This window comes from Propioniciclava sp., assembly GCF_036744435.1.
Taxonomy (GTDB): domain Bacteria; phylum Actinomycetota; class Actinomycetes; order Propionibacteriales; family Propionibacteriaceae; genus Propioniciclava.
Genome location: NZ_DAIOIA010000071.1, coordinates 1 through 15,679, shown reverse-complemented (window position 1 = coordinate 15,679; position 15,679 = coordinate 1). Strand labels below are relative to the sequence as shown.

Annotated in this window: 18 protein-coding genes; 7 read left to right on the top strand and 11 right to left on the bottom strand. The window is 69.9% G+C overall.

Annotation, left to right across the window (positions count from 1 at the left end; translation table 11 throughout):
- A partial coding sequence (locus V7E09_RS10035; protein ID WP_324523332.1) for a PLP-dependent transferase occupies positions 1 to 173 on the bottom strand: 173 nt, incomplete at its 3' end.
- 117 nt (positions 174 to 290) lie between these two features.
- On the opposite strand from V7E09_RS10035, the gene V7E09_RS10030 reads away from it, so the two are divergent.
- Complete coding sequence (locus tag V7E09_RS10030; protein WP_324509764.1) at positions 291 to 758, top strand: GatB/YqeY domain-containing protein; 468 nt, start codon at positions 291 to 293, stop codon at positions 756 to 758.
- 388 nt (positions 759 to 1,146) lie between these two features.
- Positions 1,147 to 1,842, top strand: coding sequence for an ATP-binding cassette domain-containing protein (locus V7E09_RS10025; protein WP_324523331.1), 696 nt, complete (start codon positions 1,147 to 1,149; stop codon positions 1,840 to 1,842).
- A gap of 51 nt (positions 1,843 to 1,893) precedes the next feature.
- Here V7E09_RS10025 and V7E09_RS10020 read toward each other — a convergent pair whose 3' ends face one another.
- On the bottom strand, positions 1,894 to 3,264 hold the full coding sequence (locus tag V7E09_RS10020) for an LssY C-terminal domain-containing protein (protein WP_324509762.1): 1,371 nt from the start codon (positions 3,262 to 3,264) through the stop codon (positions 1,894 to 1,896).
- A gap of 256 nt (positions 3,265 to 3,520) precedes the next feature.
- On the opposite strand from V7E09_RS10020, the gene V7E09_RS10015 reads away from it, so the two are divergent.
- Positions 3,521 to 4,456 carry an alpha/beta fold hydrolase gene (locus V7E09_RS10015; RefSeq protein ID WP_324509761.1) on the top strand — a complete coding sequence of 312 codons (936 nt, stop codon included), beginning with the start codon at positions 3,521 to 3,523 and terminating at the stop codon, positions 4,454 to 4,456.
- Positions 4,457 to 4,537: 81 nt separating this feature from the next.
- Positions 4,538 to 4,960 (top strand): SDR family oxidoreductase, encoded by a 423-nt coding sequence (locus tag V7E09_RS10010; protein WP_324509760.1) that lies wholly within the window; start codon positions 4,538 to 4,540, stop codon positions 4,958 to 4,960.
- Between the two features lie 20 nt (positions 4,961 to 4,980).
- Here the strand turns inward: V7E09_RS10010 and V7E09_RS10005 are convergent, their stop codons facing one another.
- The 7 genes from V7E09_RS10005 to V7E09_RS09975 form a co-directional block, all read right to left on the bottom strand.
- A complete protein-coding gene (locus V7E09_RS10005; RefSeq protein WP_324509759.1) occupies positions 4,981 to 5,871 on the bottom strand; it encodes a helix-turn-helix transcriptional regulator in 891 nt (296 codons plus the stop codon).
- A gap of 53 nt (positions 5,872 to 5,924) precedes the next feature.
- Complete coding sequence (locus tag V7E09_RS10000; RefSeq protein ID WP_324509758.1) at positions 5,925 to 6,920, bottom strand: aldo/keto reductase; 996 nt, start codon at positions 6,918 to 6,920, stop codon at positions 5,925 to 5,927.
- A gap of 88 nt (positions 6,921 to 7,008) precedes the next feature.
- Positions 7,009 to 8,058 (bottom strand): alcohol dehydrogenase catalytic domain-containing protein, encoded by a 1,050-nt coding sequence (locus V7E09_RS09995; protein ID WP_324523330.1) that lies wholly within the window; start codon positions 8,056 to 8,058, stop codon positions 7,009 to 7,011.
- A 140-nt stretch (positions 8,059 to 8,198) separates the two neighbouring features.
- On the bottom strand, positions 8,199 to 8,627 hold the full coding sequence (locus V7E09_RS09990; RefSeq protein WP_324523329.1) for a pyrimidine dimer DNA glycosylase/endonuclease V: 429 nt from the start codon (positions 8,625 to 8,627) through the stop codon (positions 8,199 to 8,201).
- A 97-nt stretch (positions 8,628 to 8,724) separates the two neighbouring features.
- Positions 8,725 to 9,504 carry an SDR family NAD(P)-dependent oxidoreductase gene (locus tag V7E09_RS09985; RefSeq protein WP_324509754.1) on the bottom strand — a complete coding sequence of 260 codons (780 nt, stop codon included), beginning with the start codon at positions 9,502 to 9,504 and terminating at the stop codon, positions 8,725 to 8,727.
- Positions 9,501 to 10,220: an SDR family oxidoreductase gene (locus tag V7E09_RS09980; RefSeq protein ID WP_324509753.1), complete on the bottom strand. Its 720-nt coding sequence runs from the start codon at positions 10,218 to 10,220 to the stop codon at positions 9,501 to 9,503. The genes V7E09_RS09985 and V7E09_RS09980 overlap by 4 nt, the downstream gene beginning before the upstream one ends.
- A gap of 165 nt (positions 10,221 to 10,385) precedes the next feature.
- Entirely contained in the window at positions 10,386 to 11,045 is a 660-nt protein-coding gene (locus V7E09_RS09975; RefSeq protein WP_324509752.1) for a TetR/AcrR family transcriptional regulator, read from the bottom strand.
- A 61-nt stretch (positions 11,046 to 11,106) separates the two neighbouring features.
- Here V7E09_RS09975 and V7E09_RS09970 point away from each other — a divergent pair, with 61 nt between their 5' ends.
- Positions 11,107 to 11,721, top strand: a complete 615-nt coding sequence (locus V7E09_RS09970) for a DUF4386 domain-containing protein (RefSeq protein WP_324509751.1) — start codon at positions 11,107 to 11,109, stop codon at positions 11,719 to 11,721.
- 51 nt (positions 11,722 to 11,772) lie between these two features.
- Here the strand turns inward: V7E09_RS09970 and V7E09_RS09965 are convergent, their stop codons facing one another.
- Both V7E09_RS09965 and V7E09_RS09960 read right to left on the bottom strand, forming a co-directional pair.
- The gene (locus tag V7E09_RS09965) at positions 11,773 to 13,647 is read right to left on the bottom strand and encodes a heavy metal translocating P-type ATPase (RefSeq protein WP_324509750.1); all 1,875 of its coding nucleotides are present in this window, start codon (positions 13,645 to 13,647) and stop codon (positions 11,773 to 11,775) included.
- Positions 13,644 to 14,039 carry an ArsR/SmtB family transcription factor gene (locus tag V7E09_RS09960; protein WP_324509749.1) on the bottom strand — a complete coding sequence of 132 codons (396 nt, stop codon included), beginning with the start codon at positions 14,037 to 14,039 and terminating at the stop codon, positions 13,644 to 13,646. The genes V7E09_RS09965 and V7E09_RS09960 overlap by 4 nt, the downstream gene beginning before the upstream one ends.
- Before the next feature lie 138 nt (positions 14,040 to 14,177).
- On the opposite strand from V7E09_RS09960, the gene V7E09_RS09955 reads away from it, so the two are divergent.
- The gene (locus V7E09_RS09955; protein ID WP_324509748.1) at positions 14,178 to 14,741 is read left to right on the top strand and encodes a TetR/AcrR family transcriptional regulator; all 564 of its coding nucleotides are present in this window, start codon (positions 14,178 to 14,180) and stop codon (positions 14,739 to 14,741) included.
- A gap of 24 nt (positions 14,742 to 14,765) precedes the next feature.
- A partial coding sequence (locus V7E09_RS09950; RefSeq protein WP_324523328.1) for a type I glyceraldehyde-3-phosphate dehydrogenase occupies positions 14,766 to 15,679 on the top strand: 914 nt, incomplete at its 3' end.

Below are 15,679 nucleotides of genomic sequence, written 5' to 3'. Positions count from 1 at the left end.
CGGCTGTAGATGTTGCCGGGACGCCGCAGCGCGAACAGGTCGGCCGCGTGCTGGGTGTCGTCGAAGACGTAGCTGGTGGTCTGGTAGATCGGGACCGCCCGCGCGTTCGTCGCAGGATCGGGCATCTCCTGGCCCGCGTGGACGGCCAGGGTTTCGATGCGGTACTCGCTCATGCTGCTCCTTCGCGCTGGTGCGGCAAGCCTAGGCCGTCGAGCGCGCTGTGCACCGTCGGCGTCTCGCCTCCCGGCCGTCACGTGGGAGAATGAGCACGACGAAAGGACGAATATCCGATGGGAACTCTCGAGGATCGCCTGCACCAGGACATGGTCGCGGCCATGAAGGCGCGCGACACCGTGCTGACCACGACCTTGCGCATGGGGATCGGCGCGCTCAAGAACGAGAAGGTCGCCGGCAAGCAGGCCCGTGAGCTGAGCGAGGCCGACGAGGTCGCCGTGCTGCAGCGCGAGGTGCGTTCCCGCAAGGACTCCGCCCAGGCCTACACCGAGGGCGGCCGCCCCGAGCTGGCCGCCAAGGAGCTCGCCGAGATCGAGGTGCTGTCGGCCTACCTTCCGGCCATGCTGAGCGACGAGGAACTAGATGCGATCGTCGCCGAGGAGGTCTCCTCCGCCGAGCAGGCGTCCGGCGAGAAGCCCACGATGCGTCAGATGGGAGCCGTCATCAAGGCGGTGAATGCGCGCACTGCGGGTCGGGCAGAAGGCAAGGTCGTCGCCGCGAAGGTGAAGGCAGCGCTCTCCTGAGTGCCTCGGACGCCCCGGCGTCCACCGTGCGGGTCAAGCGCGCCCCAGACCAGCCTTGGCACGACTGACGACGGTCTCGCCCAGGACGGTCATCGCCGGCGAAACGTCGCGCCGGGAAACAACGCCGTGACCAGATAGCCGCATCCGATTCACATTACTTGCCAGGATCGCAACGTCCCGGTTACACGAATGACACGGGCCCCGCCAAGGATCGAGACCATCGAACCAACGGGGCCCTTCGCGGATCCCCGAACCGACCACCCCCGGTGAAGGGAAATGGCACCGTGACAACACAGGCACTCGCCGGAGTCTCAGCGGTGCCAGCCACGCCGCCCGCTGCGTCCGTGGCCGGGGGCGCCACCACCCATCAGCGCCGGTGGGCCTGACGATGCTCACCTGCGACCGCGTCACCACCGGATACGGGCGGATCTCGGTCGTCCACGACGTGTCCTTGACCGTGCCCACGGGCGCGATGATGGCCGTTCTGGGCCGCAACGGCGCCGGGAAGACCACCCTGCTCCGGGCCGTGCTGGGGCTGTTGCCACTGCGGGGTGGCACCATCACCTTCGAGGGCACCGAACTGACCCGGATGCGCACCCACCAGCGCATCCGCCGCGGGATGGCGTACGTCCCCCAGGGGCAGCAGTCGTTCGGCCTCCTCACCGCGCGGGAGAACCTGAGACTCGTGGCGGACCGCTACGGCGCTGCCGGTGCTCGCCGCCTCGGCGAGTCGCTCGACCTGTTCCCCGCCCTTCCGGGGCTGCTGGGGCGCCGTGCGGGATTACTGTCGAGCGGTCAACGACAGCAGTTGGCGATCGCCCGGGCCTTGATCACCGGCCCAGCGCTGCTGGTTCTCGACGAGCCGACCGAAGGCCTGCGCCCATCGGTGGCGGCCGAGATTCAAGCGGCCATCGCCGCCACGATCAGCGAGCGGCGCATGTCGGTCCTCATGGTGGAACAGCACGTGGGGTTCGCGCTCGACCACGCCGACGCCTACCTGGTCCTTGCCAACGGGCGAGTCGTCTCCAGCGGGCAGGGCGGCTCCGAGGCGGCCCGCGCGGTCCGTTCGGCCCTGGCCTCGTAATCCGCCGACGGCCCCCCTGTCGCGGCGGGCGCGGACACGAGCCCCGGCACCCTAGGGGGTCTGACCCCGCGTGGGGAGGAGGACACCGGGATCGGCCGCGCGACGTACCCAGGAGGCGGAGGAGGCCGAGGTGAGCGCGATCAACGCGAGGCACTGCAGCGTGGCGCCCAGGAGAGTTCCGTTGAAGCCGAGGCGCTCGGCGCCGGAGATGTAGTCGAGCGCGGACAGCACGACACCCCCAGAGAGCAGCAGCATGAGCACGAACCGGGAACGTCTCCCGCCCCGCAACACCCCCCACACGACCAGGGCCTCGATCAGGAACAGCACGACCAGGATCACGATCACAGCCACCCAGGGCACCGGGTCCTCATCGCCGGTGAGCCCGAGGTACTGCTGCGGGTTCAGCACCACCCACAGCGAGGAGATGGCCGTCGTGGCCAGGCTGAGGACAGCGGCCAAGACGATGGAGATCGGTGCCCGGCGCAGCACCTCCTGCGGTGCGCTCGGCCCCTCGACGGGAGGCAGGTTGGCCGAGACGTCGTCGGGCAGGTCGTGCGCGGTGGCGTCGATGTCCTCCAGGTGCAGGATGGGGAGGTTGCCGTCGGTGATGAACTGATCGCCGCCCCCGTTGCGGGAGTGATAGCCGGTCGTGAAGTGCGGCAGGTCCTCCACCCTCACCTCCGGGCTGGCTTCCCGCACGCTGCTGACGACGTAGTCGCGTTCGATGTCGGTGTTCTCATCGATGCGGTGGGTGACCTGCAAGGTGAACAGGGACAATCCCACGTTGGTGTCGTAGGTGCCCGCGCCCAGCCAGTCGATGTGGCGGCCGCCGGGCAGCAGCCAGTCCGGCGGTGTGTGCCAGAACCGGACGTGGTGGCGCTGCTTGGGGTTGTTCTCCACCTCCTGCTGGTAGGCGACGTCCTGTCGACGGCCGAACAACGTCAGCGTGGAGACGGGCGCGGTGGGGTAACTGCGCCGCAGCAGCGTCGACATCACGATCCCCCAGCTCGAGGCGACCGTGATCTCATCGGCGCGATGCCACCCGGCCCGGCGCATCACAGCGTCGAGTTGCTCCGCTTCGCCGTCGACGGCGAGGTTGACCGGGTCCCCCAGCAGCCCATCGGTGGTGCGGGTCCGACCGAAGAAATAGTCGGGAACGTAGAAGTCCGACAGCATGCGATGCAGGCGCGGCAGCGCCAGGTAGGCGAGCACCGCCCACACCGGGATCAGCATCACGATCGCCCAGGGACGCTGCAGCCCCAGGATGGACCCCAGCACCGCCAGGAAGACCGCCGACACCGTGCCGACGACGAAGAAGACCCGGTCGATCACGGTCGTCGTGGCCAGCGGCTGTTGCATGCGCAACGACCACCGGCGATGGGCCAAGGTGCCGCGGTCCGGCTGGTCGAGGGGTGCGTCCATGGCACCAGATTGGCACGATTCCGGTGCGGGCGCCCCCGCGGGCCGGGTCGGAAGGTGTGCCTCAGTGGCACTCTCGCGCCGCTGCTGGGCGGCCTGTCCGACGCCCACGGCTCGAGCGTTCGTGCTAGCGACCAACCCGCGAACGCACGCTTGTGCAGGGTGCAACCGTCGGCACAGCGCGGTGACCGGTGGGGCCGCAGCTATCGTGAATAGAAATCTCAACTATGAGAGTGACGACTACGCAAAGGAGCGCCTCGTGGCCCTGTATGAAGTGGAATTCCCCTCGGCGAACGGCCGGGACACGATCTTTGGCTGGATCTACACCCCGACACTGCCGCCCCGAGGGATCGTGCACGTGATCCACGGTCTGGGCGAGCATTCCCGCCGCTATCTGCGCCTGATCTCAGCCTTCCTCGACGCCGGGTTCGTCGTCGTTGCCGGCGACCACGCGGGCCACGGCAAGACGGCCATGACCAGCGGTATCTGGGCCGACGCGGGCGACCATGCCGACACGGTCGTCGTCGAGGACGAACGCACCCTGCACGGCCTCGCCAAGGAGCGCTTCCCGGAACTGCCCGCCGTCGTCTTCGGCCACTCCTGGGGCTCGATGATCGCGCGACCACTGGCCGCGGCCCTCGGCGACAACCTCGCCGGACTGGCCCTGGGTGGCATCGCCGCCCAGATGGAAGGCTTCGAGCACCAGATCGACCGGGCCGCACTCGCCGCGGAGCCCGACCGTGAGGGTCCTGCCCCCGACCGCTATGTCGGAGACCTGTTCACCGGGTTCACGACCCGCTATGGCGAGGACGCCGGGCCGACCGACTGGATCGCCACCGACCCCGGCGTCGTGCGGGACCACTCCCTCGACCCGTTCAACAACTTCGGCGCCCCCATGTCGACCCGCTTCCTGCAGGGCTTCGCGGACCTCTACGACACGGCCAACGCCGACGCCTGGTACGCGGCCGTCCGCCCAGATCTGCCGGTCCTCATCCTCGCCGGGGACGCCGACCCCGTCGCCAACTTCGGCGAAGGGGCCTACCACGTCGGCAACAAGCTGGTCGAGAGCGGACACGGTGACGTGCGCGTCCGCGTCTACCCCGGATACCGGCATGAGGTGCACAACGAGCCTGACATCCGAGACGATGTGGCCCACGAGTTGATCGCGTTCGCGACCCGGGTCACCGCCTCCTGATCCTTCCGCCACGCCCCGCCCGACGGCTCCCGCGGGCGGGGCGTCGCGCGTTCCGGGAGCGGCTTCTGAGATAAGGACGCCATGAAGATTCTCGTCATCGGATCAGCGCCCTTCAAACCGCTGGAGGACCTCACCCGTGCCGACTTCCTGCTGGGGCTGGCCTCCAAGACCCTGGGGCAGATCGGCGCAGTCCAGGCGGCCCTGAAGCACGTCTCCGAGCGCGGCTCGATCACCGTGACCACAGGAGTCCTGGCCCGCGACCCGATCGCGGCCGGTGCGGCGGCCGCTGCCGCCAACGGTGCGCTGGAGTCCTTCGTCGTCACCGCTGCCGCGGAAGCTCCCCGCGGCATCCGGATCAATGCCGTCTCGCCGGACGTCTTGGCCAACTCACCGCAGCACTTCGCCAGCTTCCCCGGCCACGAGCCGATCAGCGACGAGCGCGTCGCCACCGCGTACGTGCTCGCCGTCGAAGGCCTGGTCAACGGGCGCGCCATCATCCCCTGAGCCACGCCGCCGGGCCACGACTAGCCCTCCCGGGTGTCGGTCGTCGACGCCGTGCGGCGCTCGGCCTGCGTGGCCACCCACGAGGCGAGCACGCGCAGCCCGTCCGACGAAGGTGAACCCACGGGGGCGGTGTAGACGTTGAGGACCAGACCCGGCTCGCTGGGCAGTTCCATCGATTCGTAGTTGAGGTCCAGGTCCCCCACCACCGGATGATGAAGCCGCTTGGTGCCACTGCGGTGGAAGACGACATCCTGGGACGCCCAGCGCTGGCGGAACAGCTCGCTGCGCGTGGAAAGCTCGCCGATGAGCCGGATCAGGTCCGGGTCGTGCGGGTTGCGTCCCGCTTCGAGCCGAAGCATGGACGCCGCATCGTGGGCGATGCGGTCGTAGTCGCGCCAGAACGTGCGGGCCGCCGGGTTGAGATAGGTGAACCGGGTCGTGTTCACCGGCCGATGCGGGTCGTCGAAGACGGGTGCGTAGAGCGCCCGCCCGAGCGGGTTCGCCGCGAGGATGTCGTGACGGCCGTTACGCACCCAGGCGGGGGCGTCGGTGAGGGCGTCCAGCACCTGCCGCACCGGCGCGCGCACGGCGTCGGTGCCGGGGTTGTGACGTCTCCGCGTCGACGGCCCGGCCGCTTTGGCCAGGTCGAAGAGGTACTCCCGCTCGGCGTCGTCGAGCCGCAAGGTGGTCGCCAACGCGTCCAGCACTCGTTCGGAGGCACCGCGCAGGTCGCCGCGTTCCAGCCGAACGTAGTAGTCCACCGAGACTCCGGCAAGCATGGCGACCTCCTCGCGACGCAGTCCCGGCACGCGCCGGTTCCCGCCGTAGGCCGGCAGGCCGGCTTGCTCGGGGGTCAGCCGCGCGCGGCGCGAGCTGAGGAACTCCCGCACATCGGCTCGTAGATCCGCCATGACGTCACCGTAGACGACGGTCGGGGCGGATCCTGCGTCCCAGCGTTCGCATGTCAGTATCCGTTCCGGGAGCCGTAGTAGGTCGGCTTGCGTGGGGTGTAGTGCTCCTCGAGGGCGGCGACTTCGTCGTCGGTGAGCGTCACATCCAGCGCGGCGACCGCGTCGGACAGGTGGTGCGCAGCGGTGGCACCGACGATGGGGGCTGAGACCACCGGTTGGCGTAGCACCCACGCCAGGGACACCTGGGCCATCGGGATGCCGCGCGCGGCGGCGATCCGTTCCACCGCGTCGACGGTGCCCTCGTCGGTGGCGTGCCACAGCGGGGTTCCGGAACTGTCGGTGGTGGGGTTGGACTGGCCGCGCGTCGTCGAGACCTCGCCCCAAGGCCGGGTCGTGAGCCCGCCCGCCAGGGGCGACCAGGGAATGGCACCGACTCCCTGATCCGCCAGCAACGGGTACATCTCCCGTTCCTCCTCGCGCGCGACCAGGTTGTACTGGGACTGCATGGAGATGAACCGTGTCCAGCCGTGCACGCGGGCGGTGTACTGCATTTTCGAGAACTGCCAGGCCCACATCGACGAGGCGCCCAGGTAGCGGACGCGGCCGGACTTGACCACGTCATGCAGCGCCTCCATGGTCTCCTCGACCGGGGTGGCGGGGTCGAACCGGTGGATCTGATACAGGTCGATGTAGTCGGTGCCCAGGCGCTTCAGCGAGGCGTCGACCTGCTCGAAGATCGCCCGCCGCGACAGGCCGTGCCCGCCGGGCCCCTCTCCCATGGGCGCGAAGAGCTTGGTGGCCAAGACGACATCCTCGCGGCGGGTGTAGCGGGTGATCGCCGCTCCGGTGATCTCCTCGCTGCTCCCGTGGCCGTAGACGTTGGCGGTGTCCCACAGCGTGATACCGCTCTCGACCGCCTGCCGGAACAGGGGCTCGGCGGCGTCCGCGTCGAGCGTCCAGCCGCGTTGGCGGCCGGTGGCAAAACTCATGCAGCCCAGCGCGATGCGGCTGACGATGAGTCCGGAGGTGCCAAGTCGGGTGTAGTCCATGAGAGGTCTCCTGGGGTGGTTGTGGTGGCGGGGTGGAACTCGCCCGCGTCAAAGAAGCGGGTCGGGGGGTGGCGGTCACGCCGACCGGTCAGGGGGCGACGATGACCTTGAGGGCCGTCCGGTCGTTCATGGCAGCGTACCCGGCGGCGATGTCGTCGAGGGGCACGGACTGGTCGAACACCTGTCCGGGATCGATGGTTCCCGCCAGCACGGTGGGGAGCGCCGCGTCGATGTAGGCGCGCACGGGGGCGGGGCCGCCTGCCAGTCGGGCGTTCTTGCCGAACAGCGACCCGAACCCGACGGGGGCATCCTCGTACTGCGGGACTCCCACCCGGGAGATGATGCCGCCCGGTCGGACGATCCCGAAGGCCTGCTCGTAGGCCGGGAGGAGCCCGACCGCCTCCAGCACGATGGGGGTCCCTTCCCCGCCGGTGAGATCCTTCACGGCGGCGATCCCCTCGGCGCCACGTTCCCGCACGAGGTCGGTCGCCCCCCACGCCCGCCCCAGGGCGAGACGCGAGTCGTGGCGTCCCATCAAGATGATGCGTTCCGCCCCGAGCTGTGAGGCCGCCAAGACGGCGGAGAGGCCGACCGCCCCATCGCCGATCACCGTGACGGTGCTCCCCGACGTGACCAGGCCCGCGTGGGCCGCGTGGTAGCCGGTCAGGTACACGTCGGAGAGAGTGAGCAGGGATCGCAGCAGCGACTCGGGGACCGCGTCCGGGTCCACGTCGGGAACCGTCACCAGCGACCCGTCGGCGAGCGGGATCCGCGCGTACTCCGCCTGCAGCCCCGGCACCTCGGGCGTGCCGTACCAGCCGCCGTGCAGGCACGAGGTCTGAAGTCCTTCGCGGCAGTAGACGCACGTGTTGTCCTGGAAGGCGAAGGGGGCGATGACGAAGTCGCCCTTCCGCACGGACCTCACCTCCCGACCTGTCTCCTCTACGACACCGATGAGCTCGTGCCCCATCCGGATTCCCTGCTCGCCGGCGGGCTGCGAGTGGTACGGGTGCAGATCGGAGCCGCACACGCAGGCGCGGACGACACGCACGATCGCGTCGGTGGGTTCGAGGATCGTCGGGTCGGGGGCGGACTCCACACGAACGTCCCCAGCGCCGTACAGGAAGGTTGCTTTCATGGGGTTCATTGAACGACGCGGGTTCCGGGTGCGGGAGTGCCTGCCGTTCCAGGTACCAGCAGTCCCCCCTTCCCGGTCGCCGGGGCAGGACCAGGGGGCCGTCCCTGCGCACTGCCGTCGTCGGTCGGGTCACCCGGCTCTCAGGGGCGTTCCCACGGCTCGATGGTGCCGGCTACCACGCGGAACAAGGGGTGCGGGGAGGGATCGGCGTCTCGCCAGCGGGCGGCATCCTCCGGGCTGCGTTGCGTGAGCTTGGCCAAGAGGTGGCTCCACTCGTAGGCGAGTTGGCCGTCAGTGACCAGGAGAGCGGGTGCCGCGGCGTGGTCCCGGTCGATGCGGGAGCGGTCGAAGCGGTACCCGCGTGCGGTGGCCTCGTCGGCGAGACCGCCCAGGTAGGCGCCGATGGCGGAGATCGGATCGCCCTCGGCACGGAAGCGGGTCAACTGGGGATGGCGGGTGTAACCACGGGTCCGGCCTGCCAGGACCGCTTGGGCCAGGAGGGCCTCGCGCCAGCACGCGACCAGGCCCTTCGCGTCCAGGTGACGGGGGTGGAGCGACCAGATCCGCATGCGAGGTGTCTCCCTTCCAGCGCGGCCGCTCGCCGGGGCGCCGAGGCCGATGTTAGGGCCTCGGTGCCCCGCGGGGCACCGCAGCGCACCGCCGCGCTCAGAGGTGCGGTTGCCCCGTGGAGGCACTCGTCCCGCCGTCGACCGTCAGCACGGCGCCCGTGATGTAGGAGGCGTCCGGGCTCGCGAGGAACAAGACAGCGCCCACCACGTCGCCGGGCCGCCCAGGACGCCCCAACGCAATCCGGTTCAGGAAGGGCGTCAGATCCGCCCCGCCGTCCCACATTCCCGCGGTCATCTCCGTGAGAGTGAACGCGGGGGCAACGGCATTGAAGCGGACGCCCCGGCCGCCGTAGTCCAGGGCGAGGGAGCGGACCAGCCCGTTGACGGCGTGCTTGGTGGCGTTGTAGCCGGCCTGGCCCCAGTCCCCCGCGGCCCCGGAGACCGAGGAGACGGCCACCACGTTGCCACCCGAGGCGATCAGGTGGTCAGAGGCGGCCACGACAAGGTGATAGAGCCCGTCCACATTGATCGCGAACTGCGAGTGCCAGTCGTCCTCCTCCAGCCCGGCGAGATCCCCGCCGACATAGATCGCGGCGTTACTCACGACGACGTCGAGGCCGCCGAAGGCCGCCACCGTCTGGGCCACCAACCGCTCGACACTGCCCCGGTCGGAGACGTCGACGCTCACTGCCAGCGCTCGATCGCTGCCGAAGCGCTCGATGGTCTCCTCCAGCGGGGCCAGCCTGCGCCCAGCGGCGACGACATTGGCCCCATTGGCGAGGAAGCCCCGGGCGATCTCCCGCCCCATGCCGGACCCGGCCCCCGTGACGAGCACGGTGCGTCCGCTCACCGCGTAGGTGTTCGCTGTGCCGCTCATGCGAATCGCGCTCCACCCTCGACGTGCAGGGTCTCCCCGGTGACGAAGCCCGCTCCCAGGAGCCAGGTGACCGCGTCGGTGATGTCCTGTGACTGGCCGTAGCGTCCGACGAGCGTGCTCGCGGCGGCACCGTCGAGGAAGGCTTGCTTGTCGTCCAGGCCATCCCAGCTGCCAGAGTCGATCACCCCCGGCGAGAGGGCATTGACGCGGATCGGCGCCAGCTCGCGGGCCAGGTGCAGGGCGGTGAAGGCGACCGCCCCATTAGTGATGCCCATGATCGTGTAGTCCGGCGACGGCGTCCAGGCCGCAACACCGGAGAACAGCAGCAGCGAACCCGTGGGCGGCAGAACGCGTGCGGCGTGCTTGGCCAGGAGCAGGGGCCCGATCACCTTGGCGTCAAAGGCGGCTTCGACACCGTCGCGGGTGTACTCGGTGACCGGGACATTGTGATGGGCCGACGCGGTCGCGACGATGTGGTCGACGTGTCCGACGGCGTCGAGGGCACGCGTCGTGGACGCCTCGTCGGTGATGTCGAGGCCCACTGCGGAGGCGCCGGGGATCCCTGCCGCGGCAGATCGGGCCCGTTCCGGGTCGCGCGCGGCCACGATCACCGTCGCTCCAGCCTCGGCGACCGCGGTCGCCACGGCCAGCCCGAGATCCCGGGCTCCACCGATCACGAGGACCCGCTGGCCAGTCAGTCGTTGCTTCTCACTCATTCGATGCTCTCCTTCGGTGGGGGGTGCGTGCATCGTCTGACGTCGTGGTCGCCACGACCGTCACGAGAGACCACGGCGTGACGTGAGCACGCCCGGTCGCTTCTTCGCAACGGTACGTCGCGACGCGGGAGCTGGCCAGGCCCCCGCGTGCGACTCACGAGCAGGTCACCGCCACCCGCCTTGGTGCAGTTGGTAGACCCCGGCGAGGATGAGGTCCAGGGCGAAGCCGAACTCGGCGTCCTCGTCGCACCCCGCCGCAGCGTGAGGGGCATAGGTCGCCATCCGCATGATTGACGGGTAGGACGCCGTGAAGGCCGCCACGACGCGTTCCCGCTCGTGGGGATCCTCCGGAACGGACGGCGTGGGCATGGCATCGCGGGTGAACCCCCACATGCGGGTGCTGAGCGCGTGCATGGCGTGGTGGACGAGGTCAGCCGAGAGCCCCCCGTCGAACATCGCCGCCATCAGTGCGTCCATGTGTGCCAGCGCCTGGGGGGTGGCCAGCGGCCGGGTCTCGATCGCCTCCCGCATCCACGGGTGGGCGACCAGGATGGCGCGGCATGCCAGGACGCGGGCTCGCACGTTGGAGCGCCAGCCTTCCTGGTCCATGCCCTCGGGCAGCGCCGCCAGCAGATGATCCAGCATCTCGTCGATGAGTTCCGACCGGTTCTCGACGTGCTTGTAGAGGGCCATGGGGGTGACGTCCAGACGTTCGGCGACCTTACGCATGCTCGCCGCCTCAAGGCCGTGCTCGTCGGCGAGCGCAATCGCGGCCGCCACGATGCCCGGACGGTCCAACCGTGGACGAGGCGCGGTCGTTGACATGTCTACACCGTACACCTACCATCGACCACGTTCGTTTACACCGTATACCAAGGAGCCGATCATGCCCTCTTCACCTCGGGTGCAAGCCCGTGTCGCCGGCATCGCCTATCTCGTCACCCACGTGACGGCGGTGACGGCAGTACTGGCCTATGGCGCAGGAGCCGTCCCCGCCGGCGTGACGCTCGAACTCATGCTCGCCTTCGGCTGCGTCGCCACCGGCGTGCTGGTGGGGTGGCTGCTACGCGCCGCGGGGCCCGTACGCGGGGCCACTTTCGCGCTGCTGCGTGCCGTCGAGGCGGCGGTGATCCTCGCCGGCGCGCTCCCCCTGCTCGCCTCGACGTGGCTTCCCTCGGGCAACGGCTTCGCCGAGGCGGCGCGCGAGATGCACACCGCCTCCTTCCTCCTGGGACAGGGGCTGGTCATCAGCGTGAACACCGTCGTGGTGGCGTGGCTGTTGTGGGATTCTCGCGCGACGCCCCGCGCGCTGGCCCTCGTGGGCGCCCTCGGCGGAGTCGTCGTTCTGATCAGCAACCTGGCTCAACTGTGGTCGGTGATCCCGCTCAACGGCACGCTGGCCGGGGCCGCCGCCGCACCCGTCTTCGCGTTCGAGGTGTGGTTCGCCCTTCACCTGATCGTCGTGGGTCTCCCCCACCGCCAAGCCGACGCCCCTCAATGACCCACGGCGGGCCGCAGGCTCACGCCGCCTCAGGTGGACCGGGCGCCGGATTCACCCTCGGGCGGGCCTACCGGGGATGAGGCGTGCGGAGTTGAGGATGAAGGCGGTCTCGCTCCCGACATGCACGAACGCGGCCAGTACCGGGCTGAGCAGACCCGCCGCAGCGAGCGCCATGCCGCCCAGATCGACGGCGATCGTGCCGACGAAGTTGGCCATGACGATGCGCCGGGCCCGGCGGGCCACGTGGATGGTCGCGACGAGGTCGCTGAGGTCGGAGCTGATCAAGACGACATCGGCGCTCTCTCGCGCGATGTCTGTGCCGCTGCCCATGGCGATGCCCACATCGGCCCGGGCCAGCGCGGGGGCATCATTGACGCCGTCACCCACCATCGCGAGCCGATGCCCCGCCGCACGCTCGGCGTCGATCACGGCGAGTTTGTCCTCCGGGAGCAGGCCTGCGCGCACGTCATCGATCCCCAGCTCGGCAGCCACGGCCTCCGCGGTGGATTGCTGGTCCCCCGTGATCATCAACGTGCGCAGCCCGCGTCGCCTCAGGGCGGCGACGGCCGCACGCGCCGTGGGCCGGACCGCGTCGGCGAGCAGGATCGTCCCCGCGTAGCGCCCCTCGCAGGAGAGGTGGACCGCGGTGGCGGCTCCCTGTCCATCCAGGGCGAGGGGGGCATCGGGAACCAGCCTGCCGCTGCCCGCGGCGATCGACCGACCCGCCACGGTGGCGGTCACGCCGCGTCCGGGTTGGTAGACGAAGTCCTCTGGAGGGTCAATCGGCAGGCCCGCCTCTTTGGCGTGGGCGACGATGGCTTGCCCGAGCGGATGCTCGGAATAGAACTCGACGCCTGCCGCCATCGTCAACAGATCGCGGGCGGACACCCCATCACCGACGCGGACGTCGACGACTGCGGGGACGCCGGTGGTGAGGGTTCCAGTCTTGTCGAAGACGACGACATTGATGGTGGACAACGCTTCCAGATGGGCGCCGTCCTTGACGAACGCCCCCGTCCGGGCAATGCGGGCGATGGCGGCCAGCACGGCCAAGGGCGTTCCGGCCGCGATGCCGCACGCTCCGGCGACGACCACGACCGAGATGGTTGCCGTGAGGTCACGCGTGATCAGGTAGGTGAGGACAGCCCCGCCGAGCGCGAGGTAGACCAGCCAGGCGGCGAGGCGGTCCGCCAGGCGCTGGACCGGGGGTTGCGAGGACTGCGCCAGGCCGACCGCCTCGACGATCCGCCCGTAGGAGGAGTCCGCCCCGACGCGCTCGGCGCGCACCTCGAGCGCACCGACTTGGTTGATGGAGCCGGCGAAGACGTCGGCGCCGATGCCGATCTCGACCGGCAACGACTCGCCGGTGATGCGCGATTGGTCGGCGGTGGATCGCCCCGCCACGACGACCCCGTCGACGGGAATCCGGCCACCGGGGGCCACCACGACGACCTGCCCGGGCTCGACCTCGCCGAGCGGCACCGTGAGCACGTCACCCCCGCTGCGCAGCGACACCGTCTCAGGCAGGAAGGCCATCAGGTCAGTGAGGGCGTCGCGGCCCCGGTCCATCGACAGATCCTCCAGGATCTCCGCCGCCAGGACGAAGGCCGTGATGACCAGCGACGTCACCCATTCCCCGATGGCTGCCGCCGCGACAATCGCGATCAGCATGGACAGTTCCATGCTCATCCTGCGTGCGCGCAGATCGCCCCAAGCCTCGGTCAGGATGGGCCAGCAGCCGACCGCAAGCCCAACCACGGCGATGAGGGGGATCTGAGGCCAGGGCCACGTCATCCCAACCGCAACCAACACCGCGCAGACGGCCACGAAGGAGGTGCGCACCAGGTCGCCACGGTCGATCCGGGCCCAGAGGTCGCGTCCCGGCGCCGGTTCGATGGCGCTGTCCGGCGTGGTCGCGAGGCTCACGAGGCCGGCTCCTCCCCGTCCGGAGCGACAGGGAGGCCCTGCTCACCCAGCTGGTGGGTCGGCAGTGCGTCACCGACGACCCGGCCCGCGTGGAAGACCGCGTGCGTGACGAGCTGGCGGGCGTGGTCGTCGATCAGGCTGTAGTACATGCGGGTGCCCTCCTGACGAGCGCTGACGACCTTGCCCCAGCGGAGCTTCGCCAGGTGCTGCGAGACGACGGTGGGCGACTTGCCGACCCGCTCGGCCAGCGCATTCACCGGGAGTTCTCCGCCGCGCAGCGCGAGGATGATCCTGATCCGCGTGGCGTCCGAGAGCAGCGTGAACACCTCGGCCGCGAGATCGACGTACTGGCTCTCCGGATCAAACGTGCAATGCTTCGTACCTTCATGCATACGCAGATTCTAAGGCGATTCCGCGCACCGCGTGACGCGTCCCACGATCCGACGCACGCAGCGAGACCCCCATCGGGGGCCCACGAGGAGACTCCGGGCGCGCCTCGGTTTGTACCTACAGGTAGGTATAGTGCAGGTATGAACACACGCGACGTCCTCGTGGAGACGATGAGCGAACTGTTGTGGGAGCGCGGGTACGCCGCCACGAGCCCGCGCGAGGTACGCGAGCGCTCCGGTGTCGGTCAGGGCAGCCAGTACCACCACTTCGCCTCCAAGCGGGATCTCGCGCTCGCGGCGCTGCAGCACAACGCGGCCGACGTCATGGCGTTCTCCGAGCTCGAGGGCACCGCGACGCCACTCGCACGGATCGAGAGTCACCTGATGCGTCCGCGCGATGCGCTGCGTGGCTGCAAGATCGGTCGCATGACCCAGGACCCGCAGGTCCGGGAGGATCCTGAACTCCTGACGGTGGTCAGTTCCGCATTCACCCAGATGCACACGCGCTGGGCGCGCGCGATCGCCGAAGCTATCGCCGCCGGTGAGCTACGCGCCGACCTCGATCCGGACCAACTGGCCCACACCCTCATGGCCGTCCTGCAGGGCGGCTATGTACTCGCCATGGCGCAGCAGGATCCCGCCCCCTTCGACGAGGCCCGTGCCGGAGCACTCGCGCTCCTGCACGCCGCCGCTCCACACCAGTAACCAACCTCACCAAGGAGACACATCGTGACCACACGCATCGGGATCAACGGATTCGGACGCATCGGGCGCACCTTCCTGCGCGCCGCACTGAAGAACAACGCAGACGTCGAGGTGGTGGCGGTCAACGACCTCGCCAACTCCACCACGCTCGGCACGCTGCTGGAGTGGGATTCCCTCGCGGGCCACCTCGAAGGAGTCGCCATCGAACCCGACGCCTTGGCGGTGGCCGGGCACCGCATCGCGGTCCTCGGCGAGCGCGATCCGGCCGCCATCCGCTGGGGCGACCTGGGCGTCGACGTCGTGATCGAGTCGACCGGGCGGTTCACCGACCGCGCATCGGCCTCGGCCCACCTGCGCGGCGGAGCCAAGAAGGTGATCATCTCGGCGCCCGCCAAGGGGGACGTGCCCACGTTCGTCCTCGGCGTGAACGACGACACGCTCGACCCGTCGACCGACGACGTCTTCTCCAACGGTTCGTGCACGACCAACTCGCTCGCCCCGCTGGCCGCCGTGCTCCACGAGCGGTTCGGCATCGAGTCGGGCCTCATGACGACGGTGCACGCCTACACCAGCGACCAGCGCCTCCACGACGCCCCGCACTCCGATCTCCGCCGGGCTCGCGCGGCCGCGGTGTCGACGATCCCGGCCTCCTCGGGGGCGGCCGCCGCCATCGGGAAGGTGCTGCCGGAGTTGGAGGGACGCCTGACCGGGGCCGCCCTGCGGGTGCCGGTTCCCGTGGGATCGATCACCGACCTCACCGTGCTGCTGGAACGCCCCGCGGACGTCGCGACTGTGAACGCGGCCTTCCGCGAGGCGTCCCAGAGCCCGCGGCTGCGGCACTACCTGCAGTACTCGGAGGCTCCGCTCGTCTCCGCCGACATCGTCGGGAACCCGTACTCGACCATCTTCGACGCCCCGCTCACCATGGCGGTGGGGCG